General features: G+C 39.2%; 28 protein-coding genes. All 28 read left to right on the top strand.

Annotated features, from left to right (window positions below; all coding sequences use genetic code 11):
* The 28 genes from KKF19_00470 (at position 1) to rpsI (ending at position 25,871) form a co-directional block, all read left to right on the top strand.
* On the top strand, positions 1-303 hold the full coding sequence (locus tag KKF19_00470) for a HigA family addiction module antidote protein (GenBank protein MBU2579434.1): 303 nt from the start codon (positions 1-3) through the stop codon (positions 301-303).
* Between the two features lie 104 nt (positions 304-407).
* On the top strand, positions 408-2,348 hold the full coding sequence (cadA, locus tag KKF19_00465; GenBank protein ID MBU2579433.1) for a cadmium-translocating P-type ATPase: 1,941 nt from the start codon (positions 408-410) through the stop codon (positions 2,346-2,348).
* Complete coding sequence (locus KKF19_00460; GenBank protein ID MBU2579432.1) at positions 2,335-2,829, top strand: hypothetical protein; 495 nt, start codon at positions 2,335-2,337, stop codon at positions 2,827-2,829. The genes cadA and KKF19_00460 overlap by 14 nt, the downstream gene beginning before the upstream one ends.
* A 3-nt stretch (positions 2,830-2,832) precedes the next feature.
* On the top strand, positions 2,833-3,477 hold the full coding sequence (locus KKF19_00455) for a hypothetical protein (protein ID MBU2579431.1): 645 nt from the start codon (positions 2,833-2,835) through the stop codon (positions 3,475-3,477).
* Between the two features lie 64 nt (positions 3,478-3,541).
* Entirely contained in the window at positions 3,542-4,546 is a 1,005-nt protein-coding gene (locus tag KKF19_00450) for an HD domain-containing protein (protein ID MBU2579430.1), read from the top strand.
* A 48-nt stretch (positions 4,547-4,594) separates the two neighbouring features.
* Positions 4,595-4,918 (top strand): hypothetical protein, encoded by a 324-nt coding sequence (locus KKF19_00445; GenBank protein ID MBU2579429.1) that lies wholly within the window; start codon positions 4,595-4,597, stop codon positions 4,916-4,918.
* Between the two features lie 96 nt (positions 4,919-5,014).
* Positions 5,015-6,463 (top strand): protein translocase subunit SecD, encoded by a 1,449-nt coding sequence (gene secD / locus KKF19_00440; GenBank protein ID MBU2579428.1) that lies wholly within the window; start codon positions 5,015-5,017, stop codon positions 6,461-6,463.
* 7 nt (positions 6,464-6,470) lie between these two features.
* Positions 6,471-7,334, top strand: a complete 864-nt coding sequence (gene secF / locus KKF19_00435) for a protein translocase subunit SecF (protein ID MBU2579427.1) — start codon at positions 6,471-6,473, stop codon at positions 7,332-7,334.
* 48 nt (positions 7,335-7,382) lie between these two features.
* A complete protein-coding gene (locus KKF19_00430; protein MBU2579426.1) occupies positions 7,383-8,405 on the top strand; it encodes a hypothetical protein in 1,023 nt (340 codons plus the stop codon).
* A gap of 19 nt (positions 8,406-8,424) precedes the next feature.
* Positions 8,425-9,798, top strand: coding sequence for a hypothetical protein (locus KKF19_00425; protein MBU2579425.1), 1,374 nt, complete (start codon positions 8,425-8,427; stop codon positions 9,796-9,798).
* Between the two features lie 9 nt (positions 9,799-9,807).
* Complete coding sequence (locus tag KKF19_00420) at positions 9,808-11,472, top strand: type IV secretion system DNA-binding domain-containing protein (protein MBU2579424.1); 1,665 nt, start codon at positions 9,808-9,810, stop codon at positions 11,470-11,472.
* A complete protein-coding gene (locus KKF19_00415; GenBank protein ID MBU2579423.1) occupies positions 11,472-13,157 on the top strand; it encodes a hypothetical protein in 1,686 nt (561 codons plus the stop codon). Before KKF19_00420 ends, KKF19_00415 begins: the two co-directional genes overlap by 1 nt.
* Positions 13,158-13,242: 85 nt before the next feature.
* A complete protein-coding gene (locus KKF19_00410) occupies positions 13,243-14,454 on the top strand; it encodes an ATP-binding protein (protein ID MBU2579422.1) in 1,212 nt (403 codons plus the stop codon).
* A gap of 5 nt (positions 14,455-14,459) precedes the next feature.
* Positions 14,460-15,119 carry a hypothetical protein gene (locus tag KKF19_00405; protein MBU2579421.1) on the top strand — a complete coding sequence of 220 codons (660 nt, stop codon included), beginning with the start codon at positions 14,460-14,462 and terminating at the stop codon, positions 15,117-15,119.
* A gap of 6 nt (positions 15,120-15,125) precedes the next feature.
* On the top strand, positions 15,126-16,532 hold the full coding sequence (locus KKF19_00400; protein ID MBU2579420.1) for a type IV secretion system DNA-binding domain-containing protein: 1,407 nt from the start codon (positions 15,126-15,128) through the stop codon (positions 16,530-16,532).
* 98 nt (positions 16,533-16,630) lie between these two features.
* The gene (locus KKF19_00395; protein ID MBU2579419.1) at positions 16,631-17,950 is read left to right on the top strand and encodes a hypothetical protein; all 1,320 of its coding nucleotides are present in this window, start codon (positions 16,631-16,633) and stop codon (positions 17,948-17,950) included.
* A gap of 194 nt (positions 17,951-18,144) precedes the next feature.
* Entirely contained in the window at positions 18,145-19,827 is a 1,683-nt protein-coding gene (locus KKF19_00390) for a hypothetical protein (protein MBU2579418.1), read from the top strand.
* Between the two features lie 179 nt (positions 19,828-20,006).
* Complete coding sequence (locus KKF19_00385; GenBank protein MBU2579417.1) at positions 20,007-20,813, top strand: DUF3800 domain-containing protein; 807 nt, start codon at positions 20,007-20,009, stop codon at positions 20,811-20,813.
* Between the two features lie 153 nt (positions 20,814-20,966).
* Positions 20,967-21,575, top strand: a complete 609-nt coding sequence (locus KKF19_00380) for an alpha/beta fold hydrolase (GenBank protein ID MBU2579416.1) — start codon at positions 20,967-20,969, stop codon at positions 21,573-21,575.
* Between the two features lie 123 nt (positions 21,576-21,698).
* Positions 21,699-21,923, top strand: a complete 225-nt coding sequence (gene infA, locus KKF19_00375) for a translation initiation factor IF-1 (protein MBU2579415.1) — start codon at positions 21,699-21,701, stop codon at positions 21,921-21,923.
* Positions 21,924-21,925: 2 nt separating this feature from the next.
* Positions 21,926-22,039, top strand: coding sequence for a 50S ribosomal protein L36 (gene rpmJ / locus KKF19_00370; protein MBU2579414.1), 114 nt, complete (start codon positions 21,926-21,928; stop codon positions 22,037-22,039).
* Positions 22,040-22,056: 17 nt separating this feature from the next.
* A complete protein-coding gene (rpsM, locus tag KKF19_00365) occupies positions 22,057-22,449 on the top strand; it encodes a 30S ribosomal protein S13 (GenBank protein ID MBU2579413.1) in 393 nt (130 codons plus the stop codon).
* A gap of 19 nt (positions 22,450-22,468) precedes the next feature.
* Entirely contained in the window at positions 22,469-22,942 is a 474-nt protein-coding gene (gene rpsK / locus KKF19_00360) for a 30S ribosomal protein S11 (protein MBU2579412.1), read from the top strand.
* A gap of 22 nt (positions 22,943-22,964) precedes the next feature.
* Positions 22,965-23,591 (top strand): 30S ribosomal protein S4, encoded by a 627-nt coding sequence (rpsD, locus tag KKF19_00355; GenBank protein ID MBU2579411.1) that lies wholly within the window; start codon positions 22,965-22,967, stop codon positions 23,589-23,591.
* Positions 23,592-23,621: 30 nt separating this feature from the next.
* Positions 23,622-24,614: a DNA-directed RNA polymerase subunit alpha gene (locus KKF19_00350; protein MBU2579410.1), complete on the top strand. Its 993-nt coding sequence runs from the start codon at positions 23,622-23,624 to the stop codon at positions 24,612-24,614.
* The gene (gene rplQ, locus KKF19_00345) at positions 24,611-24,961 is read left to right on the top strand and encodes a 50S ribosomal protein L17 (GenBank protein MBU2579409.1); all 351 of its coding nucleotides are present in this window, start codon (positions 24,611-24,613) and stop codon (positions 24,959-24,961) included. Before KKF19_00350 ends, rplQ begins: the two co-directional genes overlap by 4 nt.
* Positions 24,961-25,326: a 50S ribosomal protein L13 gene (rplM, locus tag KKF19_00340; GenBank protein ID MBU2579408.1), complete on the top strand. Its 366-nt coding sequence runs from the start codon at positions 24,961-24,963 to the stop codon at positions 25,324-25,326. The genes rplQ and rplM overlap by 1 nt, the downstream gene beginning before the upstream one ends.
* Positions 25,326-25,871 (top strand): 30S ribosomal protein S9, encoded by a 546-nt coding sequence (gene rpsI / locus KKF19_00335; protein ID MBU2579407.1) that lies wholly within the window; start codon positions 25,326-25,328, stop codon positions 25,869-25,871. Before rplM ends, rpsI begins: the two co-directional genes overlap by 1 nt.
* Positions 25,872-25,903: the final 32 nt, after the last annotated feature.

Here is a 25,903-nt window from a genome sequence, read left to right as displayed (position 1 = left end):
ATGTCTAAAAAAATACAACCTATTCATCCGGGGGAAATTCTTTCAGAAGAATTTCTGAAGCCATTTAATATTACACAGTATCGTTTGGCGAAAGATATTAGTGTTTCGCCGCGAAGAATAAATGAAATTGTCCACGGAACAAGGGCGATTACGGCGAATACAGCTCTGCGTTTGGGCAGATATTTTGGCGTGTCTCCGCAATTTTGGCTCAATCTCCAATCGCGATACGAGTTAGAAACGCAAACAGAACAACTATCCGAAAAATTGCGTTACGAAGTCAAGATTTTACAGCCCGCGATGTAAAAGTGTTCAACCTTCAGGGTTGAACACTTGAGCCGAGAAAGATGACGGGGGCAGCCCCCGCGGACGGGGGACTGTCCCCATAGAGGGGGATCAATAGTATGGATATGAATCATCAAAATCATAAGGGGCATCAGAATCATCGCGCTCATTCGGCGGGGGGTTTTGGGTGGCGGTTTTTTGTTTGTTTGGTTTTGTCGTTGCCTGTTTTGGCGCTTTCGTCGATGGATAAGAATTTATATGTCTTATTTACTTTGTCTTCAATCATATATTTTTACGGCGGCTGGCCTTTTTTGAAAGGGTTTTTAGACGAGGCGAAAAAGAAAACGCCGGGGATGATGACTTTGGTCGCGGTCGCGATTACGACCGCTTATGGGTATAGTTCGGCTGTTGTTTTTGGCTTGACAGGGCATCTGTTTTTTTGGGAGTTAGTCACCTTGATAGATATTATGCTTTTGGGGCATTGGATTGAAATGAGGTCTGTTATGGGGGCTGGACGGGCTTTGGAGGAATTGGCGAAATTAATGCCTTCCACCGCGCATAAAGTCAAAGAAGATGGAGGGCTTGAAGAAGTGGCGATTGAAAATTTGAAGGCGGGCGATAAGATATTAATTAAGCCGGGCGAGAAGGCGCCAGTTGATGGCGTTGTCATAAGTGGAGAAACATCAGTCAATGAATCCATGCTCACGGGCGAATCGGAACCGGTTTTCAAAAAAGTTGGCGATAAAATCATTGGCGCTTCGGTCAATGGCGAGGGGGCGATTACTGTCAGGGCGGAAAAGATGGGCAAGGATTCGTATTTATCCCAAGTAATTGATTTGGTCCGCCAAGCCCAGGAGAGCAAGTCAAAAACGCAGGATTTGGCGAACAAGGCCGCTTTGTGGCTGACGGTCGGCGCTTTGTCTGTCGGCGCGCTCACTTTATTTTCATGGCTGATGTTTTCTGAAAAAGAATTGTTTTTTGCCATTGAGCGAGCGGTGACAGTCATGGTCATTGCTTGTCCGCACGCTTTGGGTTTGGCCGTTCCTTTGGTCGTGGCGGTTTCAATTTCTTTGGCCGCCAGCAACGGATTTTTAATTAGGAACAGAGCGGCCTTTGAGCAGATGAGAAAAATAAATACGGTTGTTTTTGACAAGACGGGTACTTTAACAAAAGGTGAATTTGGAGTGACGGATATAATTAGTTTTTTTGAAAATTTAAGCAAAGACGAGGTTTTGAACTTGGCTGCTTCGGTTGATTCCCATTCCAGCCATCCGATCGCCAAGAGCGTCGCGGCTTCGGCTCGAGAAATTTACGCTGTTTCGGATTTTAAATCTATTCCGGGCAAAGGCGCGCGCGGAATGGTTATGGGCAGGAAAATAACAGTCGCCAGTTTTGGATATTTGAAAGAGTTGGGCGTGACGGTGGAGAATAAAGAGATTGGGGAAATAAAAAAAGAGGGCAAGACGATTGTTTATGTTTTGGCGGATAACAAGCCGATTGGCGCGGTCGCTTTGGCGGATGTCGTCAGGGCGGAATCAAAAGAGGCCGTCGCGATGTTGAGGAAGATGGGCATTAAAAGCATAATGCTGACGGGGGATAATCGGCAGGTCGCGGAACGGGTGGCTGAAGAAATAGGGTTGGATGAGTTTATGGCAGAGGTTCTGCCTCAAGATAAGTTGACCAAAATTAAAGAGATTCAATCTCGCGGTTTGATTGTGGCGATGACGGGCGATGGCGTGAACGACGCGCCGGCTTTGGCTCAAGCCGATGTTGGAATTGCGGTGGGCGCAGGGACGGATGTGGCGATTGAGGCCGCTGATGTGATTTTAGTTAAAAGCAACCCTTTGGCTCTTGTCGGCGTCGTCTTTTTGGCGCGCGCGTCGTATAGCAAGATGATTCAAAATTTAATTTGGGCGACGGGTTATAATCTTATCGCCATTCCAGTCGCCGCCGGCGTCTTTTATAATTGGGGCGTTCTTTTAAGTCCCGCCCTCGGCGCATTATCGATGTCGCTTTCCACGGTAATTGTGGCTATTAACGCCAAATTTTTAAATGTCAAAACTTAAAATTCTTGTTTATCAAAATTATTTAGAGGCGATTAGGGCGAGTCGGGGCTGTAAAATGTTTCGGCGGCTTTATGTTTTAGAAAACGGCAAGAAAAGAGACATTCTTAAAAATGGCAATCTTTCTTGCGCCTATCATGTTTCGTCTATTTTAAATTTTTTCGGCTTGATTTTATCGCCCCATGCCACAGTCAAAAGTACAGTTAAAGATATGCTCGAAAATGGATGGGAGAAAACTAAGAAATTAGTTCCAGGCAATGTTCTTGTTTGGGAAGAAAGAAAGGGTGTTGATGAAATATTACATCGACACATAGGATTTTATTTAGGCGATGGCAAAGCGATTAGCAACTCTTCAAAAAATGGCGTTCCGTCAATTCATCACTATACTTACGGCAAAAACAAAAAAGGTAAACCAAAAAGAAAAATTATTCAAATATTGACTCATACAATCATTCGGCTATCGGATAGCCGAACAGACAAATAAATTATGAAGGGAGATATTTATCATATCTTAAATAGAGGTGTAGATAAGCGTAAAATTTTTCTTGATGAAAGAGATTATTTGCGTTTTGTTCATAATCTCTACGACTTTAACAATAAAAACGAAACATTTATGTCATACCACAAACGACGGTCGGCTATCCGAAAGCCGACCAGCGATGATGATGGGTTGGTGGATGTTTTGTGTTGGTGCTTGATGTCTAATCATTATCATATTTTAGTTCGAGAGAAGCGCGACGGCGGCGCAAGTATGTTTTCTAAGAAAGTAAATAGTAGCTATACTCAATATTTTAATTTGAAAAACGAACGAAGCGGAGTTTTATTTCAAGGTAAGTCAAAAATAATCCTTATAAAGAAAGATAATCATTTTACGTATTTACCATTTTATATTTTTGCTAATCCAATTCAATTAATTGATAAAAATTGGAAGGAAAACGGTCTAAGCAATCAGAAACAAACGATAAAATTTTTAGAAGATTATAAATGGTCAAGTTATTTAGATATTATTGGAAAAGATAATTTTTCATTTGTCACTAATCAAAATAAATTTTTTGAGTTATTTATCGCAGACAAAAAACAATTTAAAAAAGATTTCACGGAATGGCTATTCGGCTTTACCAAAGCCGAATAGCCAATTGCCATAAGTTAGAGTATTCGGCTTTGGTAAAGCCGACTGTAATAAATTGGGGAAAATTATGAAATATATTGATAAAGTTTATGGAGGGGTTGAGATTGGGGAGCCGTTGGTTTTGGAGATTATGGAGGCGGCTTGTTTTCGGCGGTTGAAGGGGATAGACCAAGCGGGGTATTTGCCTCTTTACGCCAATCCTAAATCACTTCCTTTGAGCCAATTGCAGCATAACCGTTTTGACCATTCAGTGGGCGTTTTTATTCTGCTTAAAAAATTTAACGCCTCTCTTGAGGAACAGGTGTCTGGTTTGCTTCACGACCTTTCGCATTCCGCTTTTTCTCATTGTATTGACTATGTTTTTGACGAGGGCTCGGAGACAGAACAAAGTTATCAAGACGATATCTTCGCGGACTTTGTTAGAACGACAAAAATTCCAAGCATTTTGGAAAAATATAATTTTGATTTGGACTATATTTTGAATGAAGAAAATTTTCCTTTATTAGAGAAAAAATTACCTGATTTATGCGCTGATAGAATTGATTATTCATTAAGGTCAGCTACGCATTTTCAAGAGACGAACACCAAAGAAATAAAATATTTTTTAGATAGTTTGGCGATTGAAAATAATAGGTGGGTTTTTAACGATTTGAAAAGCGCTAAAAAATACGCGTTGTTGTTTTCAAATTTAAATAAAAATTATTATGCGGGATTATCGTCGGCGATTATGTTTAGAACGGTTGGTGATGCGATGAAGCACGCTATAGAAAAGGAATATATTTCCAAAGATGATTTGTGGACGACCGAAGATGAGGTCTTGGCTAAGGTTGAGAAATATAAGGAGAAAGACCTCAAAATGAGTTTGTTTTTAGATAGAATGAATAATAAAATATCTTTTGAAAATAATCCGAACGATTATTATGCTCGGGTTTTTTGTAAATCAAGAATAGTTGACCCGTTGTTTAAAGAGAGCGATTCAATAAAACGACTTTCAGAGGTTGACGGAGGGTGGGCGGAATTTGTTGAGAAAGAATCCAAACCAAAGGAGTATTTCATAAAATTCAGCAGATAAATATCATTCGGCTATCCGATAGCCGAATAGCCATTAACAATAAATATTATGTTTTTTGAGGGGCCGAAGGACACTAAGGAGATTTGTTGGACGCGGCATATTAAGGAGAAGATGATGTATTATCGTCTTAGCGAGGGACGGTTGCGGCGGATTTTGCGGCGTCCGCAGAGAAGCGAGGTTGGGATTGCGCCGGAGACGGTTGCTTTGATGTGCCGCGCCGACACGAAGAAGCCGAGCGAGATTTGGTTGATGTATCAGCAGGTCGGGAAGAAGAAAAAAATGATTTCGGCTTGGCGTTACCCGGGGATTAGTCCGAAGGGCGAACCGATTTTTATTCCGGATGACATTTTAAGGGAGCTAGGTTTGAACTAAGATGGGGGCTGCCCCCGTTGCGGGGGCAGCCCCCTTTTTTTGACAAATTAGCGGTGATGAGGTAGATTGGGGGTAATAATTATTTAATATTTTTTTATGGGGATTTTTGTTAAAAATACAAGCGAAAAACCGCGGAGAAAAAAAATTGGTTCAAGGAGAATATATTGGACTGTTTTTTTGATTTTAATTATGGGCGCTTTGGCGGGCTTTTTTATTTATCCCAATGTTTGGGACAAGGGCGCTGATTGGGTTAATTATCAGGCGGGGACAACAATCCTGCCTCATTTTTATAATAAACCATTTCATCTCGGACTTGATTTGATGGGTGGAGCGCATTTGATTTACGAGGCGGATTTTTCCAATGTCGTTTCGGGTGACAGAATGGATTCAATGGAAGGCGCGCGCGATGTGATTGAAAGGCGGGTTAATCTTTTTGGCGTTGCTGAGCCGGTCGTTCAGATTAATAAGGTGGGCGACAGATACCGTTTAATTGTTGAATTGGCGGGAATCAAGGACACTCATCAGGCGATTGAAATGATTGGTCAGACGCCTTTTTTGGATTTTCGCGAGGAAAAAGATAGTTCAGAAACAGAAAATATTTTAGCCGCTCAAAAAGAAATTGTCGCGAAAATTAACGCGGGGACGGAAATAACCGAAGAGGAACAAGCGCTTTTATTTGAGGACCCATACTTCAAGCCGACGCTTTTAACGGGGCGATATTTAGAGGGCGCTCAAATGCAGTTTGACCAGCAAACATATCAATCGCAAATTGGTTTGGAGTTTGACGACGAGGGAAGCAAAATGTTTGAGGACTTAACAAGAAAGAATGTCGGGAAAAGAATGGCTATTTATTTGGACGGAGAAGCGATTAGCGCGCCGATGGTTCAAGAGGCGATTTCTGGAGGTAAGGCGCAAATTACGGGTGACTTTACATTAGAAGAAGCGAAAACATTGGTCCAGCGATTGAACGCGGGCGCTTTGCCCGTACCGATAAATTTAGTTAGCCAGCAAACGGTCGGCGCGAGCTTGGGGCAGGTTTCTTTGGACAAATCGCTTCAAGCGGCGATTTGGGGATTTTTGGCGGTTTTGCTTTTTATGATTTTTTATTACCGTTTACTTGGTTTGATTTCTTGTTTCTCTTTAATTATTTATGTCGCTTTGGTTTTGGCTGTTTTTAAACTAATTCCAGTCACGCTTTCTTTGGCGGGCATCGCTGGCTTTATTTTATCAATCGGAATGGCGGTTGACGCGAATATTTTAATATTTGAAAGATTTAAGGAAGAATTTAGAAAAGGCAAAGGTCTGGGAGGCAGTATTGACGAGGGCTTCCGCCGCGCTTGGTCGGCTATTCGTGACGGCAATATTTCAACAATTATTACTTGTTTGATTTTATATATTTTCGCTACAGGATTAGTGAAGGGGTTTGCTTTGACATTAGGAATTGGGGTTGTTATCAGTATGTTTAGCGCGATTGTTGTGACGAAGAGTTTTTTAAGGTTGTTTATTGGGGGGCGATTGGAGGGGAAGAGAAAGATCTGGGGATAACCTTAATATTATGAAAATCATTAAATATCGTAAAATTTATTTTTCTGTGTCTATCATTTTGATGTTGGTTAGTTTGGCGAGTTTGATTTTTTGTGGTTTGAAATTGGGAATTGACTTTACGGGCGGAACATTGATGGAAGTTGAATTTTCCGAGACGCGGTTGAGCAACCAAGAAATTCAGGATAAATTAGCCGAGATATCCGATATTAATATCCAACCAACAGGGGAACGAGGTGTCATTTTGCGCCTTCGGGAAATTGATGAAGAGACCCATCAGGAAATTCTCAAGAAATTAGGCAGCCCAAAAGAAGATAGATTTGAATCAATCGGGCCGCTCATTGGCGATGAACTAAAAAGTAAAGCGCTTTGGGCGATTGTGGTCGCGCTCTTCGCGATTATTGTTTACATTGCGTGGGCCTTCCGAAAAGTTTCCCAGCCAGTCGCTTCTTGGCAGTACGCCATTGTGGCGATTATCGCGCTTTTCCATGATGTTTTTATCACAGTTGGCTTCTTCGCGCTCTTAGGGCATTTCAATCAAATTGAAATCGGGCTGCCTTTTGTCGCCGCCTTCTTGACAATCTTAGGTTATTCTGTTAATAATAGTATAGTTATTTTTGACCGCGCTAGAGAGAATCTTTTGAAGACCGACTGGAATAATTTTGGAGAAACAATTGACCAAAGCGTCAACCAAAGTTTGACGCGATGCTTGAACACTTCTCTGACGACTCTGATTGTTTTGTCGGCGATATTTTTCTTGGGAGGCGAAAGTATTAAATATTTCTCGTTGGCTTTAATCGTCGGCATTATTGTCGGCACATATTCTTCTATCTTTATCACGAGTTCGCTAATTGTTTCTTGGAAGGGGAGGTAATTTCCATTTGACACCTGGTAAAAAGTGTGGTAGGTTTAATTTAAATATATGAGCATTAAATATGAAAAATTGGTCTTTGACGCCTTAAAGGGTGTTTCTAATGATCGGACGCGCGAGATTGTTCGTTTGCGTTTTGGCTTGGACGATGGACAACGACAGACGCTTGAAAGTATTGGCAAGAACTACGGAATTACCAGGGAGCGAGTTCGCCAAATAGAAGAGGCCACTCTTTCGGACTTGAGAAGACCCGCCTCAATCAATATTTTTAAGCCGGCCTTTCGTTCAATTGACGCTTTTTTTAATCGCGAAGGAAGAGTCGTTCGCGAAGAACGGTTGCTTTCCGCTTTGTCTGGATGCGAGACCCCCGATTCTTCTAAGGGAGCTGTTTTTTTTATTCTTTCGTTAGGCGATCCGTATCAGCGATTAGTTGAATCGGATAAATTTTATTCTCTTTGGGTTAATTCTAAAGACGCTTTGTCGCAAGCGCAATTAGTGGTTGACTATTTAGTTGAGAGAATAGAAGGGAACAAAGAGACAGTTTTATTAAATAATATTATTGATTTTTCTAAAGAAGCAAACGCGCAGATAGACAAAAAGGTGTTATGCTCTTATCTCGACGCGACTAAGCAAATCAGTCAAAATAATTTTGGACGATTTGGTTTAAGCAAATGGCCTGAAATTAATCCACGCGGCGCCAAAGACAAGGCCTATATTGTTTTCAAAGACCAAAAACGACCATTGCATTTTAGAGAAGTTGCGGACTTAATTAACGAAGCGAAATTGGGGACTAATCTTGCTCAAGCGCAGACAGTTCATAACGAACTCATTAAAGATGCTCGCTTTATTTTAGTTGGCCGCGGAACTTATGCTTTGAAAGAGTGGGGTTATCAGCCAGGCACGATTAAAGATGTCATTATTCAAACATTAAAGGATAAAGGACCTTTGGCTAAGGAGGATATTTTGAATGAGGTTCTTAAAAGTCGTTTAGTTAAGAAAAACACTGTTTTAATCAATCTTCAGAATAGACAGCTTTTTACTAAAGAGGGCGATATTTATAGTGTGGCGAAGTAGTTGTAGTTTTACGGCGATTATGCCTAATTATTTAGAAATTTCTTTAACTGTCTTAAATGGCGCTTATCTAATTGGAGGGTTTTTATTATCTCTCTGGTGGATTTATGTTCCCTGGTTTCTTCTGATTCTTGCCAGGGATTTATGGTTTAAACATCAAAGACAAAATTTTGTTAACAAATTAGAATGGGTTTTATTGGAAGTTAGACCTCCCCGCGAGGTTCAAAAAACTCCCCAAGCGATGGAGCAATTTTTCGCGGGCATGCACGCGATTCAAGGCGGTCCCAACTGGCGAGAGAAACAGATCAAAGGCGAATTTCAGAAATGGTTTAGTTTGGAAATTGTGAGTTTGGGCGGAGAAATTCATTTTTTAATTAGGGTTATCGCGTCGTTTCGCGATATGGTTGAAGCGCATATTTACGCGCAATATCCAGAAGCCGAGATTAGGCAAACTGACGATTATGTTAATTCTGTTCCTTCTGATATTCCCAACAAGAATTATGATCTTTGGGGGACGGAACTTATTTTAACCAAAGAGGACGCTTATCCAATTAAAACCTATCCCGCTTTTGAAAAAGAAGCCAAAGCGGAGGAGCAAAGAGTTGACCCAATGTCTTCTTTGTTGGAAGTGATGAATAAGATATCGGACGGGGAGCAGATTTGGATTCAAACATTAGTTAGACCTGTGGATGATAAATGGAAAGAAACAGGCGAAAAATTGCGCGATAAACTCATTGGGAGGGAAGAAAAGAAGAAAGAGAGTTTAATCATTAAAGAAGTTTCCGCGTGGAGAGATGCGGTTGTTGATGTAGCTAATAAAATGGTTAGCGGCGGCGAGGGAGAGAGCGCGGGCGAAAAGAAAGAAGAGAAGCCACAGCCCTTTTCAATGATAACGACCAAGGCGGAGCAGGGTGTCATTAACGCGATTGAGGAAAATATATCAAAAATCGGATACGAAACAATTATCAGGTTTTTGTATTTGGCGCCGAAGGAAGCTTTTAGGCCAGCCAATATCGCGGCGGTTTTTGGATGTTATAAGCAATTCGCTAGCCAAAATCTTAATGGTTTTAAGCCCAACAGCAAAATAACCACTAAAATTGATTACGCGATTCAATTCAAAAAAATCAGAGAGGCGTATCGCAAGAAAAGAGTTTTGGCCGATTACAAAAAAAGAGATTTTGTTCAGCACTCGGAGGTGATTTCATATTTTAAACCGCTTTTATTTGAGCGGTTTCCTGTTTTAAATTGGTTTTTTATCAGGAGCAAACCATTTGTTTTAAGCATAGAGGAACTGGCGACGATTTATCATTATCCAAGTTTCTCGGTTAAAGCGCCTTTGGTGCCAAAGGTTGAAGCGAAAAAGGCCGAGCCCCCCAAGGGACTACCAATTGGGTAATTTTATTTTATGTCTAATATAAACATTTTTGCTAAGACAAATTTTCGGGGGGGGGAGAAGGTTTTTGGGATTAAGACGCCTGACCGACGGCAGCATACTTATGTTATCGGAAAAACGGGCGTGGGTAAGACCGTTCTTTTGAAAAATATGGCTTTGCAGGATATTAAGAATGGCCACGGAGTTTGTATTGTTGACCCTCACGGAGAATTTGTTGAGGAAGTCATTGATAAAATTCCATCTCATAGAATCAATGATGTGATTTATTTTAATCCAGAAGACATGGATTATCCAGTTGGCTTTAATGTTCTGCAGGTATCAGACCCTAAATACAAGCATTTGGTCTCCTCTGACTTGATGGGAATTTTCACAAAGATTTGGGCTAATGTTTGGTCGGCGCGAATGGAATACATTTTGAGTAATTGTATTTTGGCGCTTTTGGATACTCCTGGGACGACCCTTTTGGGGATTATGAAAATTTTGGTTGACAAAGATTACCGTCAAAAAATCATAGACAATGTTAAAGACCCAGTTGTCCGGTCTTTTTGGATTAACGAATACGCCAGCTGGAAAGAACAGTTTAGAAATGAAGCGATTTCCGCAATTCAAAATAAGGTTGGGCAGTTTCTTTCAACTTCTTTAATTCGCAATATTGTTGGTCAGTCAAAAAGCACGATTAATATCGCGGAAATAATGAACAGCAATAAAATTCTTTTGGTTAATGTCGCTAAGGGAAGAATTGGAGAAGATAATTCGGCGCTTCTGGGGGCGATGATTATTACTAAAATTCAGTTGGCGGCGATGGAGAGGGTGAGAATTCCAGAAGAAGAACGAAAAGATTTTTATCTCTATGTTGACGAATTCCAGAACTTTGCAACCGATTCGTTCGCCAATATTTTATCGGAGGCGAGAAAGTATCGTTTGAATTTAACGATCGCCCATCAATATATTGGGCAATTAGTAGGCGACGCGACGACGACGGTCAGAGACGCTGTTTTTGGCAATGTCGGCACGCTTATTTCTTTTCGGGTTGGCGCGGCTGACGCGGAATTTTTGGAAAAAGAATTTACGCCGGAATTTTTGATTCAGGATTTGGTTAATTTAGAAAATTATAATATCTATTTAAAATTAATGATAGACGGAGTTAGCAGCCGTCCTTTTTCGGCGACTACTTTGCCGCCGATGGAGATGGATGGGGTTAAGGGTCAAAGGGATAAAATTATTGGCGTTTCAAGAGAGAGATACGCCAATTCGCGGGAGGAGGTTGAGGAAAAAATCATTAAGTGGAGTGGTATGGCGGCGGAGGAGTCAAAAGAGCCGTCTTTAGCGAAGCATAAGACCGCTTGTTGGAGTTGTGGGCAGGAAACGGAAGTTGGTTTTGAGCCGGACGGTAAGAGACCTATTTACTGCAAAACATGTTTTGAAAAAGTGAGAGCGGGCGAGAATGTTTCTCTTGGTTTTAAGCCCAAAACAGCGCAAGTCGCGGAACGGCCAAAAGAACAGCCAGCGCGACAACAAGGACAGCAAACAGAATTGAAAGAATTGGGAATAGAGTTTGAAACTGTTTCTTTGGAGGACGCTCTTAAAAAAGAAGCGACCCCGTTTAGAAAAAAAAGAGTGAAAGTTGATCTCAAAGATTTAAGAAAAACATTAGACGAGGCGATAGGGAAGAAATAATGTTATTCACAACACCAAATTTTGATAAGGCGCTTGGGGGGATTTTAGAAAATTTTATACCGCAAAAGGTAAGATGTCAGCAATGCGAGAATAAGTTTGAGATATTTAAAGAGGATATCGCGCTTTACAAAAAACTTCTGGTTCCTCCTCCGAAATTGTGTCCTGAATGCCGAAAACAAAGGAGGTTCGGATTTTATAACACCGTTCTAAAATTTTACAAAAAACAAGACGCGCGGACAGGCAAAGAAATTATTTCTACTCTCCATCCAGAGAGTCGTCATAAAATTTATGACCTTAAATATTGGTGGTCGGACCAATGGGGCGGCGAGGACTGCGCCCGAGAATACGATTTTTCAAAATCGTTTTTTAACCAATTTGATAATTTAAATCTTTCCGTTCCTCATCCGGCGATTACTCACTATTGGAAGGGCGTGATTAACAGCCCCTATACAATCGCTGGCGTTAATTTGAAAAATTGCTATTTGGTCTCGATCGCCGCGCGTCTTGAAAATGTTCATTATGCCTACTGGGTCGGCGCTTCTAAGGATTGCCTTGACTTGTTAAACACATCGCATTGCGAGAATTGTTACGAATTGATTGACTGTTACGCTTCTTACAACTGCCATTTTTGCCACGGATCTGAAGAATGTGTTGACGGATATTTTCTTTACGATTGTCGCAATTGCCAGAGTTGTTTTGGTTGTACGCATTTAAGGCATAAATCATATTGCTTTTTTAATAAACAATATTCTAAAAAAGAATATTTAGAAAAAATTAGAGAAATTAATTTGGGCGATAGGAATATTTTAGAACGATACAAAAAAAGATTTGAGGATTTGCTCAAAAAAACTGTCAGACAAAATTTGTATTTTGACAGCAGAAATATTAATTGCGTCGGCGACCAATTGTGGCATTCAAAAAATTGTTATCAAGTTTTCAGAAATGATTACGGGGTTGAAAATGTCCGCTACGGCGTAGATGTGGTTTCGGGGACGAAAGATTGCATGGATCTCTGGGATGTTGGACCGAATGTTTCTTTGTCTTATGAAGCGGTTGAAGCGGTCAACAGCAGTAATCTAAAATTCGCTTTCTTTGTTCGGGAGTCGCTTGATTTGGAGTATTGTATTGCTTGCCATAATTGCCAGCATTGTTTTGGCTGTGTTGGACTTCGCGGCAAGAAATATCATATTTTTAATAAAAAATATTCAAAAGAAGAATACTGGAAATTGTTGGACAAAATCAAGACAAAAATGCTTGAAGGCGGGGAATATGGAGAGTTTTTTCCTTTATCAATGAGTTTGTATCCATACAATAACACTTACGCGATGATAGAATTTCCGTTGAAAAAAAGCGAGGTTTTAAAAAATGGATGGCAGTGGTATAATGAGCCCAAAATACCCATTGATTTAGTAGATATCCCCGAAGCGATTGTTTGCGAAATTACCGGCAAGCCATTTCGTCTGATTGAACCAGAATTAGATTTTTACAGAAAGCATCATTTACCTATCCCAACCAAGAGCCCCTATCAAAGAATGTTGGAAAGGTTCCAAAAAAGAAATCCTTCAAAACTTTGGAAAACTAAATGCGACAAATGTGGTGAAGAAATACAGACCTCCTACCCGCCAGTCAAGCAAAAAGAATTGAAGATTTATTGTAAAAGATGTTATATTAAAGAGGTGGGGTAGAATATTGACATTTGAAAAGTTTTAAGTATACTTAAAACATAGAGTGAATACGAGAAAGTTTTAAGTATATCTCGCAAAAAATCTTATGATCAAAAAGTATATTAAAAGAAAATATTACTTAAAAAAAATTGCCCCCTTTATGGACAAAGGGCTTATTAAGGTTATTGTTGGGCAAAGGAGAGTGGGTAAAAGTTATCTTCTTTTTCAACTTATGGATGTAGTTAAGAAAAATCACAAAAACGCCAATATTATTTATATCAACAAAGAACTTAATGAATTTGACGAAATTAAAAACTATAAAGATCTTATAGATTTTGTTAAGCGAAATACTCAAACGAGAAGAAAAAATTATATATTTATTGATGAAGTTCAGGATATTAAACAGTTTGAGAAGGCATTAAGAGACCTTAACGCCAGAGGCAAGTATGATATTTATTGCACGGGCAGCAATGCTAATTTGCTTTCAGGAGAATTAGCGACATATTTAAGCGGCAGGTATATTGAATTTAAAGTTTTCGGTTTGTCTTATTTAGAATTTTTATTTTTTCATAAATTATCGGATAATCAGGAGTCGTTTTTAAAATATATAAAATACGGTGGGCTGCCTTATTTAATTCATTTAGAATTAGAGGACTCAATAGTTTACGATTATTTAAGAAATGTTTATAACACAATTCTTTTTAAGGATGTGGTCAATAGGCACAAAATTCGCAATGCCGCTTTTTTAGAAAGGTTGGTTGAATATTTGGCTGACAATACTGGCAGTTTGGTTTCAGCCAAGAAAATCAGCGATTTTATAAAATCGCAAAAAACAGATATTTCGCCTAATATCGTTTTGGATTATTTGTCTTTTTTGACGCAAGCGTTTTTTGTTTTTAAGGTTCCTCGGTCGGACATTCAAGGCAAAAAGATTTTTGAAATCAACGACAAATATTATTTTGAAGATCTCGGCTTAAGGCATTCAATCGCGGGGTATAAACAGCCCGATATTAATAAGATATTGGAAAATTTGGTCTTTCTGCATATGCAAATTATTGGCTGTAAAGTGACAGTTGGACAGCTTGGCAATAAGGAAGTTGATTTTGTCTGCGAAAAAAATAATAAGCGATTGTATATTCAGGTCGCTTATAAAATTACCGAAGAAAATTATGAAAGAGAATTCGGTAATTTATTGGCAATTCCGGATAATTGTCCTAAAATAGTGGTTTCCATGGATGAAATGATAGATAAAGGCGAGTATAAAGGAATTAAACAGATGAATATCAGAGAATTTTTAACTAAGGATGAGATAGGATAAATTATATGTTGTTTTTTCCTAAAGACATTGATATTATAGACAAAATTCAATTGACGATATCTTATTTTATAAGATTGGTTTTGCTTTTGGCTGTCGCGGAATCAGTTATTTTCCAAAATTGGACGGTCTTGTTTGTGAGTTTGCTTGTTTTGTTCATTACTTTTTTGCCTGCTTTAATCCAACGAAACTATAAAATTCACTTGCCGATTGAATTGGAATTTATTGTGGCTGTTTTTGTTTACGCAGCTATTTTTCTTGGCGAGGCGCGTAATTATTATACTAAAATTTGGTGGTGGGATATCGCCTTGCACGCTTTGTCTAGCACTGTTATAGCATTTGCTGGATTTTTAGTGCTCCTTATTCTTTATCAGCAGTATAAAATAAAAGCGAGTCCTATTACTATTGCCGTTTTTTCATTTTGTTTCGCTTTGTCTTTGGGAACAATTTGGGAAATGATGGAGTTTGGCGCGGATATGATGTTTGGATTAAATATGCAAAAATCCGGCTTGGTGGATACAATGTTGGATTTAATGGTTAATGCCGGAGGCGCGTTGGTTATTTCATTTTTTGGATATTTTTATATCCGCGACAAAAGATTTGGTTTTGTCGGGACTGTTATCAATAGAATCGCGAAAAAAATTCTTACGAAAAATAATATATGTTAAACTAATATGACCAGAGAAAAGATTCGGAAAATTAAGTGCGCGCCTCCTCCGACGGAATTGCCGGTTTACGGAGCGGCGGATGTGGACGCGAAAGAGTGCTCTTTTTTTGGCCGGACAAATTACGAGGCCGCTTTAGAGACGAAAAAATTTATCTTTGGCATTAAACGGGTGGACCGGAGACAGCATATTTATTCTATTGGGAAAAGCGGCGTGGGAAAAACCAAATTTTTGGAACTTTTAATCCGACAGGATATCGCTTATGGGCATGGCGTTTGTTTGATTGACCCCCACGGTGATTTGATTGAAAATATTTTGGATTTTATCCCCAAGGAAAGAATCAATGATATTGTTGTGATTGACCCGTCGGATATTAATTTTCCCGTTTCTTTTAATCCTCTTTTGAATGTTGTCCCAGAATTAAAACACCAAGTCGCCCAAGGGTTGATTGAAGTTTTGGAGCGGCAATTCGGAGCGAACTGGACGCCGCGATTAGAACATGTTTTTAGATTTACTGTTTTGGCTTTACTTGATTACCCTGACGCGACGATGCGCGGAATGATTTCTATGCTTACAGACAGACGATACCGGCAAAAAGTTACTGACTATATTGAAGACGATATGGTCAAGAGATTCTGGGCGGTTGAGTTCGCCGACTGGTCGGAGAAGTTTGATACGGAGGCGATTATTCCTTTGGTTAATAAGTTGAGCCAATTTCTTTCCAATCCGATGTTGCGCAGCATTTTTGGGCAGAAAGAAAACAAAATTGATTTAGAGAAAATTATGAACGACAAGAAAATTCTTTTAATCAATTTAGCGAAAGGTAAATTGGGCGAGGAAAACAGCAGTTTTTTTGGTTCAATGTTTATCACTAAACTTTATCAGGCGTGCATGGCAAGGGCGTCTATGCCGGAAGATAAGAGGAAAGATTTTTATCTTTATGTGGATGAGTTTCAAAATTTAATTACGACGACTTTTGAAAATTTATTTACCGAATCAAGAAAATACGGGCTTTGCATCACGGTCGCTCATCAATATATGGCGCAATTATTACAGCAAGTTGTGGCGACTGTTTTGGGGAATATCGGGACAATTGTTGTTTTCAGAGTGGGCGGAGATGACGCCGCGAAATTGGCCATGGAAATGACGCCGATTTTTCAGGCGGAGGACATGATTAATTTAGGCGCGCGGGAATTTTATATCAAAATGACCATTGATGGCGAAGCGTTTGATCCTTTCTCTGCCGAAACGCTTAAGGTTTTGCCGTCGGGGCATCTTTCTTACAAAAAGGAAATCATGAATCAAAGCCGCGAGAAATACGCTCTTTCTTTGGAAAGCGTAAAAGAGAAATTGAAAGACGAGGAACTGCCGAAAGAAAAGGAGGATAATATAGAGGAAATGGAACCGCTAGTGTAAGAAATTATAATAGGGGACAGTCCCCATTCAGAATGGGGACTGTCCCCGGAGTTAGGAGTTGCTGTAGTTATTTGTCTGAAAAGCGGAAATAGTGTATAATGCGGGAAATGGGTTCGTTGATTAAATTTTTTAAAAATAATTTATGGAGGTGGGGCGGAAAAAGGAGAGCGAAGGACTATTTGCTGGCTTTGGATATTGGAACGGAATTCGTTAAAGCAGTGATTTTTAGAGCTGAAAGCGGTTTTTTTGACGACCAAACGGAGGACCAGGGGATTGTCGTCGGCGTTGGGCGGGCGAAGCAGTCATCGGGGCATATGTTTGCTGGGGCAGTGGCGGATATTGAGGGTGTTGCGTCTTCGTGTCAAAGGGCGATTAATCGGGCTGTGAAGATGGCGCGGATTACGCCCAAAAAAGCGGTCATCGGGGCGGCGGGAGAATTTATCAAAGGCGCCACAACAGATTTTGTCTGTCAAAGAGAAAAACCAGAAGAAGAAATTGATTTATCCGAACTTAAAAATATTATTCAAAAAGCGCAATGGAAGGCGTTTAATCAGGTTCGCGCGCAACTGGCTTGGGAGACGGGCCGTTCGGAAATTGAGATACGATTAGTCAACGCTTTAATTACCGAAATTAGAATTGACGGGTACCAAGTGACAAACCCGCTTGATTTTCAAGGCAAAGAAATATTTATCAGTATTTTTAATGTTTATGCGCCCATGGTTCATTTGCGGGCGTTGGAGAGTATCGCTTCAAAATTGAATTTGGATTTGCTTTCAGTCGCGGCCGAGCCTTACGCATTAACCAAACTTTCAGGATTTAATCAAAAATCAGGCGCCATTTTTATTGATATCGGCGGAGGAACGACAGATGTTGCTTTGGCAAGGCAAGGGAGAGTGGAAGGAATTAAGAGTTTTGCTTTGGCGGGAAGAACATTTACCAAACGACTATCGTCGGCTTTAGGTCTTAATTTCGCCGAAGCGGAAGAGGTTAAAATCAGATATTCTCAAAAAAAATTAAGTTTAGGAGTTCGGAGAAAAATCAGGCAAATTTTAAAAAAAGACATAGAAACATGGTTGAGCGGCGTGGAAATAGTTTTGGAGGAATTTGGTCAGACCGAATATTTTCCGTCCGCGATTTATCTTTGTGGGGGAGGGAGTTTATTGAGCGGTATAAAAAATATTTTGAGCAAAAAAGTGGCAAGCGACGAGTGGCTGAAAAAATTTCCGTTTAGCCAAATGCCGCAAGTTAATTTTATTACGCCGGACCAGATTATTAACATAACCGACCAAACAAATATTTTGGAGGGGCCTGAAAATATTACGCCTTTGGCTTTAGCGGGGTTAACATTGGAAATATCAACCGACAAAAAGAAAGTCCTGCCTCCCATTTTAAGAAGAGTGGTCAGAATGATGAGGTAAAATATTAATTTTCAATTTTCAATTATCAATTTTCAAAAAATTTTCAATGAATTAATTTACTAATTTTTCAAACAAGAAAAAACAAGAAAAAACAAGAGAAGAAGATAATGAATTTAGAAATTAAAATATTATTTGAAAATTAAGAAATTGTTTGATAATTGAAAATTGGAAATTGATAATTAGAAATTATATCTATGAAAAATATTTATCTTGAGCCGGATGAGGAAATTATTTCAGTCATTGACCGCCTTGTTCAGGCGGATGACGACCAAGTTAATATGATCGTTCCTTCGGGAGCGCAGATTTGGCAGAGTTCAATTAATTTGAAACTGCTTAAGCGGGAGGCGGACAATCTTGGGAAAAATGTTTCGTTTGTTGTGGCAAGCGATTTGAACGCGGAAATGGCTGAAAAAATCGGTTTTAATATCAAACAAGATGGCGATTTTTCGGCGGAGTTAGCGATTCAGAAAAACGAAAACCAGCCCAAAATGAAAGATGATATGATTGACTTTTTGGCGGAAGGTCTGGAATCGGATAAAGAATCAGCCAATTCGTTTTTCTCGTTCGCGAGCGCTCCCCAAAAAAGAATGGCTGATATTGTTAACACAGAAGAAGAAGTGAAAAAAGAAAAAAAAGAAGAAGTTAAAGTTAATGTTTTCAGCACTAAAAACGAGAAGAAAAATCTGCCTCCAATTTTTGCGAAAAAATCAGCATCTTCAAAATGGCCTAAAATTTTCGCTGCTTTTATCATTTTATCTTTTGCGGCGGCAATCGCAGTCGGCTACCAAGTTTTGCCGACGACGGAAATAACTGTTTTCCCTAAAAGAGAGAAAGTTGATTTTGACCTTTTAGTTATCGGCGCGAGAGACATTTCCCAAACGGACGAAAGTTTAAATAAAATTCCTCTTAAAGAAATTAGCGTTGAAAAAACAAAGAGCCGAGAATTTCTAGCGACGGACGAAAGGGAGTTAACTAAAAAAGCCAAAGGCGTGATTACCATTTACAACGAGTATAGTTCCGAGCCCCAGCCGTTGGTCGCGAGGACAAGATTTGAATCGCCTGATGGAAAAGTTTTCAGGATTTCCGCGGGCGTGACAGTGCCTGGCGCTAAAATAGAGGACGGAAAAATTATCGCAAGTGTTCTTGAAGTGGAAGTAACCGCCGACCAGCCGGGCGCGGAATACAATATTGGCGCGACTAATTTTACAATTCCCGGATTTAAGGGAACTTCCAAATTCGCTGGCTTTTACGGCAAGTCAGAAAACGCGATGACAGGCGGGATTGTCGGGAAAGCGAAAGTCGTCTCCGCCGAGGATATTCAAAAAGCGGAAGAAATTTTAAGCGAGGATTTGAAAAATGCGATTAGAAAAGCGTTCCAAGAGCAAATCCCATCGGACTTAAAAATTATAGAAGAGAGTTTAAGAGAAGAGACAGAGACAGTTTCCTTGACGACCGAAGCGGGCGAACAAGCGGAAAAATTTACTCTTGAAATGAAGTCCGTCATCAGCGCTTATCTTTTTAACGAAGAAGAATTAAAACAATTAATTGATTTCAATTTAATTTCAATGATTTCGGGAGATAAAACGCCTTTGACTAACAGCCAGCAAATATCGTGGAGCGAAGTGGAAGTTGATTGGGGCAAAGGAGAAGCGGAATTTTCTTTGAGCATCGCGGAGGACTTGGCATTTAAGGTTGATGTTCAGTCGCTCAAAACTGATTTAGCCGGACAAAGCGAAGTGGAAGTCAGAAAATATTTATCCAGCCAGCCAACAATTGAAACAGCCAGGGTTTCTTTCTGGCCATTCTGGGTCAAAAAAATCCCAACGCGGTTAGAGAAGATTGAAATAACAATAGACGACTACGCGGAGGAGTATTAAAATATCCGAAGGGGCTGTAATTTGGGGACTGTCCCTAAGAGGGGACAGTCCCCCTTGAGATAAGGAAAAACTTCGCCTCCCAAGAGGTTTTTTTGATTGATTTGTGTTGGTGGTTGATTAAGAATATAATTTATGGGATAATGGCAAATACAAACAAGAGTAAAAAATAATTAAAAAATATGTTAGAAAAATTTTTTAAAAAAGCAAATAATCATAATTTAACATTGTCTGATTATAAAAAAATCTGGACGCCATTTTGTTTTTTAGATGAATCAGGGACATTAGATATTAAAACCCAGCCATATTTTACAGTTGGAATGATAAAATGTTCGCAACCGTATTATTTACAACAAAAAATACGATATATCAGAGAGAAAAATAGATTTTGGTGGGAATTAAAATTTAGCGGTTTAAATAAGGTTAAAATTAAAACCGCTAAAGAAATTCTGGACGCCTTTTTCCAAACGCGCAGTGTTTGGTTTTCGTCCTATACAATTGATAAACGCAGTCAGTATTTTAAAAATGAATTTCATAGCGACCCGTTTGTCGCTTATGAACAAATTACTAAACATTTGTTAGAGGGTAATTTAAAGAAGAATGAAGTGCTAATTGTGTTAGCTGATAATCTTGTTGCTCCCAAAAGAAATAAATTTGAAGTAAATGTCAAAAACCATACGAATAATAAATTTAAAAGATTGGCCATTGCTGGTGTTTGCCGATTAGATTCTAAAACGAATGATTTATTACAAATGGCAGATTTGATTATCGGTTCAATAAATTATGAATTACTCCTAAAAGAAAAAGTGATAAGTTCGCCATCGCGATATAAATGGGAATTTGTTGAGGAATTTAAAAAAGGGATAGGCGTCAATAGTTTAACGCGAGATTTTAGAAATTATAGTTTTAATATTCATTTTCATAAAAATGACGGAGATATAGAAGATTTAAAGAGCGAGGGTAAAAAAGTTGAAAATAATAAAAAGTAGGCAAAAAGAAAAAGGCCATTGGCCAATCGAGCCAACGCCTTTTCCAAATATGGTCAAAGTATAGCAAATAGTTATACACATGTCAAATTTTTTAGGTTAAATAAAAAGGTAAGATAAAAAGGCTCTAATAGTCTTTTATCTGCTGAAAATATTATGAAAAAGCAAGTTGTTGTAATTCATGGTGGAAATTCTTTTGAAACAGATAAAGATTATCTGTCGTTTTTGAAGTTTTTGAAGGTTGATTTGGATAAATACAGAAAGACAAATTGGAATGATTCTTTGCGGAAAGAACTTGGGAATAGATTTGATGTTTTGTTATTGAAAATGCCAAATCCGATGAATTCTAAATATGCCGAATGGAAGATATTGTTTAGAAAAATCGCTCGTCTGTTAGATAATAATGTTGTTTTAATTGGTCATTCTTTAGGTGGAGTGTTTTTAGCAAAATATCTTTCGGAAAATAAGTTTCCCAAAAAAATTCGCGCTTCGATTCTAATCGCTCCGCCGTATAAAGAAAGCGATATCGAAGAATCATTAGGAGGTTTTGCCATATTAAATGATTTAAAAAGGTTTAAAAAGCAAGGTGGTAAGATATTTATTTATCATAGCGAAGATGATCCTGTTGTCCCTTATCTTAACCTCGAGAAATATCAAAAAGATTTGCCCGACATGACCGCAAGGATATTTAAGGATAGAGGTCATTTTAATCAGTCAGAATTTCCAGAATTAGTTAGTGAGATAAAAAGAATTTGCGGGAGATAAAAAATAAAAATAATTCGGCTATCCGATAGCCGAACAGAACTATGACGGGGACAGTCCCCGCGGCAGGGACTGTCCCCTTGAAAAAGATTTGACTAATTTGAGCGTATCGTTTATCATACGGGGGTGGTAAAAGAAAAAGATACAATCACAAAAGAGGGTGTGGTTTTAGAGTGTTTGCCTAACGCGGTTTTTAGAGTTAAATTGAATGAGAGCGAGGAAGAGATTTTGGCTCACCTTGCTGGGAAGATGCGGTTGTATCGCATTAAGGTCTTGATTGGAGACAGGGTTAGATTGGAAGTAAGTCCTTACGACAAGACCAAAGGAAGAATTGTTTATCGAGATAAATAAGTATGAAAGTTAAAGCTTCAGTAAAAAAAATATGCGCGCAGTGCAAAATAGTCCGACGAAAAGGTCGGGTTTATGTTATTTGCAAAAACCCTAAACACAAGCAAAGGCAGGGATAATTTTAAATATTGATATTATGGCAGTTCGTATTGCGGGAATAAATATTCCGGAAAACAAAAGAATAGAAATCGCTTTAACCTATATCTACGGAATAGGGGTTTCTTTAAGCAGGGAGATTTTGTCGGAGCTGAAAATCAGTCCGGATACCAGGACGAATAAGTTGTCTAATGACGAGGTTAATAATTTACGGGAGATTATTGAAAAGAAATATATGGTTGAGGGTGATTTGAGGCAGGAAAAGATGATGAATATTAAGCGGTTGAAAGATATTGGCTGTTATCGCGGAATAAGGCATAGCAAAGGATTGCCGACAAGAGGGCAGCGGAGCAAAACGAATACTCGGACAGTAAGGGGGAATGTCCGCGGCATGGCGGTTAGCGGAAAGAAGAAAGCGGCGGCGAAGACATAAATAGAGAATAATAATTTTTATGGGTAAAAAGAAAGTTATAAAAAGCACTAAAGAGGATCTTTTGAAGGAGGCCGAGAACAGAGAATCGGTTGAGAAAAAAGCATCCCAAAGCGTCCAGCCGAAAAGCGGAAAAAGCAAAGTCGGCTTAGTTGGACGCGCTCATGTTTATATCCAATCAAGTTATAATAATACGATTGTCACTTTTGCTAATGCTCAAGGAAGTGTGATTGCTTGGTCAAGCGCCGGCTCAGTTGGCTTTAAGGGTCCTAAAAAAGCGACTCCTTTCGCAGCTTCGCGGGTGATAGAAACATTGATAGAAAAAGTGAAAAAATTTAACATTAGAGAGATAGAGGTTTTTGTTAAGGGCGTGGGGAGTAGTCGCGACGCGGCCATTCGCGCCTTAGTCAACCATGGATTGGAAATAAGCGCGATTAAAGATTTGACTCCCGTTCCTCATAACGGCTGTCGTCCGCGCAAACCAAGGAGAGTGTAATAAATTTATTTATTTTGTAGTTATGATTATTCTTGAAGCTAAATGTAAAAAATGTAGGCGAGCCAATCAAAAGCTTTTTTTGAAGGGTGAGCGGTGCTTTGGCCAAAAATGCGCTATGACGCGGCGGCCTTACGCTCCCGGAGTTCACGGCAAAGCGTTCAAAAGAAGACCTTCAGAATATGGTTTGCAATTAGCGGAGAAACAAAAAGCGCGGTATGCTTACGGCGTTTCTGAAAAGCAATTTAAAAATTATTTCAAAGAGATCGTTCAGCAAGAAGGGGACAAAGAAATACTTTTGGTCCAAAAATTGGAAAATCGCCTTGATAATATTGTTTTTCGTTTGGGCTGGGCGAATTCAAGACGACTGTCTAGGCAATTAGTTAATCATGGCCATATTTTAGTCAACGGGCGGAAGATTGATATTCCTTCTTATCAAGTTAAAAAGGGAGATATTATTAAGATTAAAGAAAGAACCAAAAAATTGGCTATTTTTGAAACAATCAAAGCGAATTTAAAAAAATGCGAAATTCCCGTTTGGATTTCTTCAGATAAACAAAAATTTGTTGGAGAAGTAAAGACCATGCCTGGCTTAGATAATTGGGAAAAAGTCGCGGAAATAAGCAGGATTGTAGAATTTTATAGTCGGTAATAATTAATTTTAAAAAATAGTAAAAATTTTATGATTACAATACCTAAAAAACCAAAAATTACCAAAACAGGGAATAATAGGGCATCGTTTGAAATAGAGGAATGCTATCCTGGATATGGGATTACTTTAGGGAACGCTTTTCGAAGAATTCTTTTGTCTTCGCTTGGCGGGGCGGCGATTGTTAATATTAAAATTAAAGGTATTCTTCACGAGTTTTCGGCCATTTCTGGCGTTGTGGAAGATGTTGTTCAAATTATTCTTAACCTGAAACAAGTCAGGTTCAAAATGCAAACAGAAGGTCTGGTCGCGGTTTCGCTTAAAGCAAAAGGAGCGGGCGAAGTAAAAGCGGGTGATATTAAAATGGTGACGGGACTGGAAGTTGTTAATAAAGACGCGCATATCGCTTCTTTAAGCGATAAAAACGCGGAATTGGAAATAGAAATTGAAGTTGGTTTTGGTTTGGGGTATTCTTCCACTGAAAGCCGCAAGAAAGAAAAGTTGGAAGTTGGCAAAATCGCGATTGACGCTATTTTTAGCCCGATTCTTAAAGTGAATTATATCATAGAGAATATGCGAGTGGGCGAGAGAACAGATTATGACCGCTTGGTTTTTGATGTAGAAACGGACGGGACAATTACTCCCGAAGAAGCGTTTTTGAGCGCGGGCAAGATTTTGGTTGATCAATTTAAGGTTTTTACTCTTTTGGAAAAGGAAAGCAAAAAAAAGAAATTGAAAAAGAAGACTGCCGCAGAAAATGTGGAGAAAAAGAAAAAAGAAAAGAAAGCAGTTCAAAAAGCTAAACCAGCTCTTGAGACAAAAGAAGGAATGGCGAAGCATCGAGTGGAGGATTTGAAATTGTCCTCGCGAATTGTTGCTGTTCTTGAAGCGGCTGGAATAAAGACAGCGGCGGGTTTAATTAGAAAAAACGAGAGTGATTTAGGGGAGATTGAAGGATTAGGCGGCAAAGGTATTGTTGAGATTAAAAGAGCGTTGGGCAAGTTAGGGTTAACTCTAAAACAATGAAGCACGGAAATAAAATAAGAAAATTAGGGCGTGAAAAAGGACAACGCGCGGCTTTGCTGAAAACTCTGGCGGCTAATTTAATTTTGAAGGAAAAAATTACTACGACTGAAGCAAAAGCGAAAGAGACAAGGCCTTTTGTTGAAAAATTAATTACCAAAGGGAAGAAGGGCGATTTATCGGCGATTAAGTATTTGGCAAAATATCTTCCTGAAAAGGCGCGCAAGAAGATTGTTACGGAAATTGGACCTCGCTTTAAAGAAAGAGCGGGCGGATATACGAGGATTATTAAATTAAACCCGCGTAAAACGGATGGAGCTAAAATGGCGATAATTGAATTGGTCGCTTAATGATTATGAAAAAGCATATTATTGACGCAAAAAATCAAATATTAGGGCGGATGGCCGTTGAGGTGGCTAATTTATTGCGCGGCAAGGGCAAGGCGGATTTTGTCCCTTATTTAGATATGGGCGATAATGTGGTTGTTATAAACACTGATCAAATCCGAGTGACGGGAAATAAGTTAAAGCAAAAAATATATTATCGACACACGGGATATCCAGGCGGAATTAAGGAAGAGGTTTTGGAAAACCTACTTAAGAGGGATTCTCGCAAAGTGATTAAGACGGCTGTTTACGGGATGCTTCCTAAAAATAAACTGCGTGATAAGTTTATTAAAAAATTGACATTGTATAAAGGAGAAATTTCAAAATAATGACTGAAAAAAAGAAAGTTATAAAGAAAGTTTTGACTAAAAAAGTCGCGTCTAAAAAAACAGTCGCGAAGAAAAAGCCAGTCGTAAAGAAAAAACCAGTTGTGAAAGTGGAAAAAAAATTAGTCAAAAAAGACGAGGTTAAACGATATTACGAAGCGGTAGGACGGCGCAAAGAAGCGACGGCTCGCGTTCGTCTTTTTACTTGCCAGCCGTTTGAAGATGAAAAAGGAAGAATTACGGTTAACGGAAAGCCGTACGATGAATTTTTTACTACTTTTGAGTTGCGTCAGACGGTTATCAACGCGCTTTCAAAAATGAAGTCGCTTAATAGGTTCGAGGTGACGGCTAAGGTAAAAGGCGGCGGCATGAGAGGACAAGCGGACGCGATTCGTCATGGATTGGCGCGCGCTTTAGTTAAATTTAACGCTGATTTTTCAAAGAAATTAAAAAGAGCAGGTTATCTTACTCGCGACCCGCGCAGTGTAGAAAGAAAAAAGCCAGGACTCAAAAAAGCCCGCCGAGCTCCGCAGTGGAGGAAGAGATAAGAAACAAAAGATAAAACCCCGCTTTCGCGGGG

Source organism: Patescibacteria group bacterium, assembly GCA_018830295.1.
In the GTDB taxonomy this organism is placed as follows: domain Bacteria; phylum Patescibacteriota; class Minisyncoccia; order Portnoybacterales; family UBA2143; genus JAHJSM01.
This window is presented reverse-complemented; position numbering and strand designations above follow the sequence as displayed.

Bases quoted from the DNA above. Each gene is read 5' to 3' on its own strand.
- KKF19_00380 (MBU2579416.1), top strand. From the start codon at position 20,967: ATGAAAAAGCAAGTTGTTGTAATTCATGGTGGAAATTCTTTTGAAACA.
- KKF19_00470 (MBU2579434.1), top strand. From the start codon at position 1: ATGTCTAAAAAAATACAACCTATTCATCCGGGGGAAATTCTTTCAGAA.
- KKF19_00425 (MBU2579425.1), top strand. From the start codon at position 8,425: ATGCCTAATTATTTAGAAATTTCTTTAACTGTCTTAAATGGCGCTTAT.
- KKF19_00455 (MBU2579431.1), top strand. From the start codon at position 2,833: ATGAAGGGAGATATTTATCATATCTTAAATAGAGGTGTAGATAAGCGT.
- KKF19_00395 (MBU2579419.1), top strand. From the start codon at position 16,631: ATGCGGGAAATGGGTTCGTTGATTAAATTTTTTAAAAATAATTTATGG.
- rplM (MBU2579408.1), top strand. From the start codon at position 24,961: ATGATTATGAAAAAGCATATTATTGACGCAAAAAATCAAATATTAGGG.
- secD (MBU2579428.1), top strand. From the start codon at position 5,015: ATGGGGATTTTTGTTAAAAATACAAGCGAAAAACCGCGGAGAAAAAAA.
- rpmJ (MBU2579414.1), top strand. From the start codon at position 21,926: ATGAAAGTTAAAGCTTCAGTAAAAAAAATATGCGCGCAGTGCAAAATA.
- KKF19_00415 (MBU2579423.1), top strand. From the start codon at position 11,472: ATGTTATTCACAACACCAAATTTTGATAAGGCGCTTGGGGGGATTTTA.
- cadA (MBU2579433.1), top strand. From the start codon at position 408: ATGAATCATCAAAATCATAAGGGGCATCAGAATCATCGCGCTCATTCG.
- KKF19_00450 (MBU2579430.1), top strand. From the start codon at position 3,542: ATGAAATATATTGATAAAGTTTATGGAGGGGTTGAGATTGGGGAGCCG.
- KKF19_00430 (MBU2579426.1), top strand. From the start codon at position 7,383: ATGAGCATTAAATATGAAAAATTGGTCTTTGACGCCTTAAAGGGTGTT.
- KKF19_00385 (MBU2579417.1), top strand. From the start codon at position 20,007: ATGTTAGAAAAATTTTTTAAAAAAGCAAATAATCATAATTTAACATTG.
- KKF19_00350 (MBU2579410.1), top strand. From the start codon at position 23,622: ATGATTACAATACCTAAAAAACCAAAAATTACCAAAACAGGGAATAAT.
- rpsD (MBU2579411.1), top strand. From the start codon at position 22,965: ATGATTATTCTTGAAGCTAAATGTAAAAAATGTAGGCGAGCCAATCAA.
- KKF19_00405 (MBU2579421.1), top strand. From the start codon at position 14,460: ATGTTGTTTTTTCCTAAAGACATTGATATTATAGACAAAATTCAATTG.
- KKF19_00390 (MBU2579418.1), top strand. From the start codon at position 18,145: ATGAAAAATATTTATCTTGAGCCGGATGAGGAAATTATTTCAGTCATT.
- KKF19_00410 (MBU2579422.1), top strand. From the start codon at position 13,243: ATGATCAAAAAGTATATTAAAAGAAAATATTACTTAAAAAAAATTGCC.
- rpsK (MBU2579412.1), top strand. From the start codon at position 22,469: ATGGGTAAAAAGAAAGTTATAAAAAGCACTAAAGAGGATCTTTTGAAG.
- rplQ (MBU2579409.1), top strand. From the start codon at position 24,611: ATGAAGCACGGAAATAAAATAAGAAAATTAGGGCGTGAAAAAGGACAA.
- rpsI (MBU2579407.1), top strand. From the start codon at position 25,326: ATGACTGAAAAAAAGAAAGTTATAAAGAAAGTTTTGACTAAAAAAGTC.
- KKF19_00445 (MBU2579429.1), top strand. From the start codon at position 4,595: ATGTTTTTTGAGGGGCCGAAGGACACTAAGGAGATTTGTTGGACGCGG.
- KKF19_00400 (MBU2579420.1), top strand. From the start codon at position 15,126: ATGACCAGAGAAAAGATTCGGAAAATTAAGTGCGCGCCTCCTCCGACG.
- KKF19_00460 (MBU2579432.1), top strand. From the start codon at position 2,335: ATGTCAAAACTTAAAATTCTTGTTTATCAAAATTATTTAGAGGCGATT.
- KKF19_00420 (MBU2579424.1), top strand. From the start codon at position 9,808: ATGTCTAATATAAACATTTTTGCTAAGACAAATTTTCGGGGGGGGGAG.
- rpsM (MBU2579413.1), top strand. From the start codon at position 22,057: ATGGCAGTTCGTATTGCGGGAATAAATATTCCGGAAAACAAAAGAATA.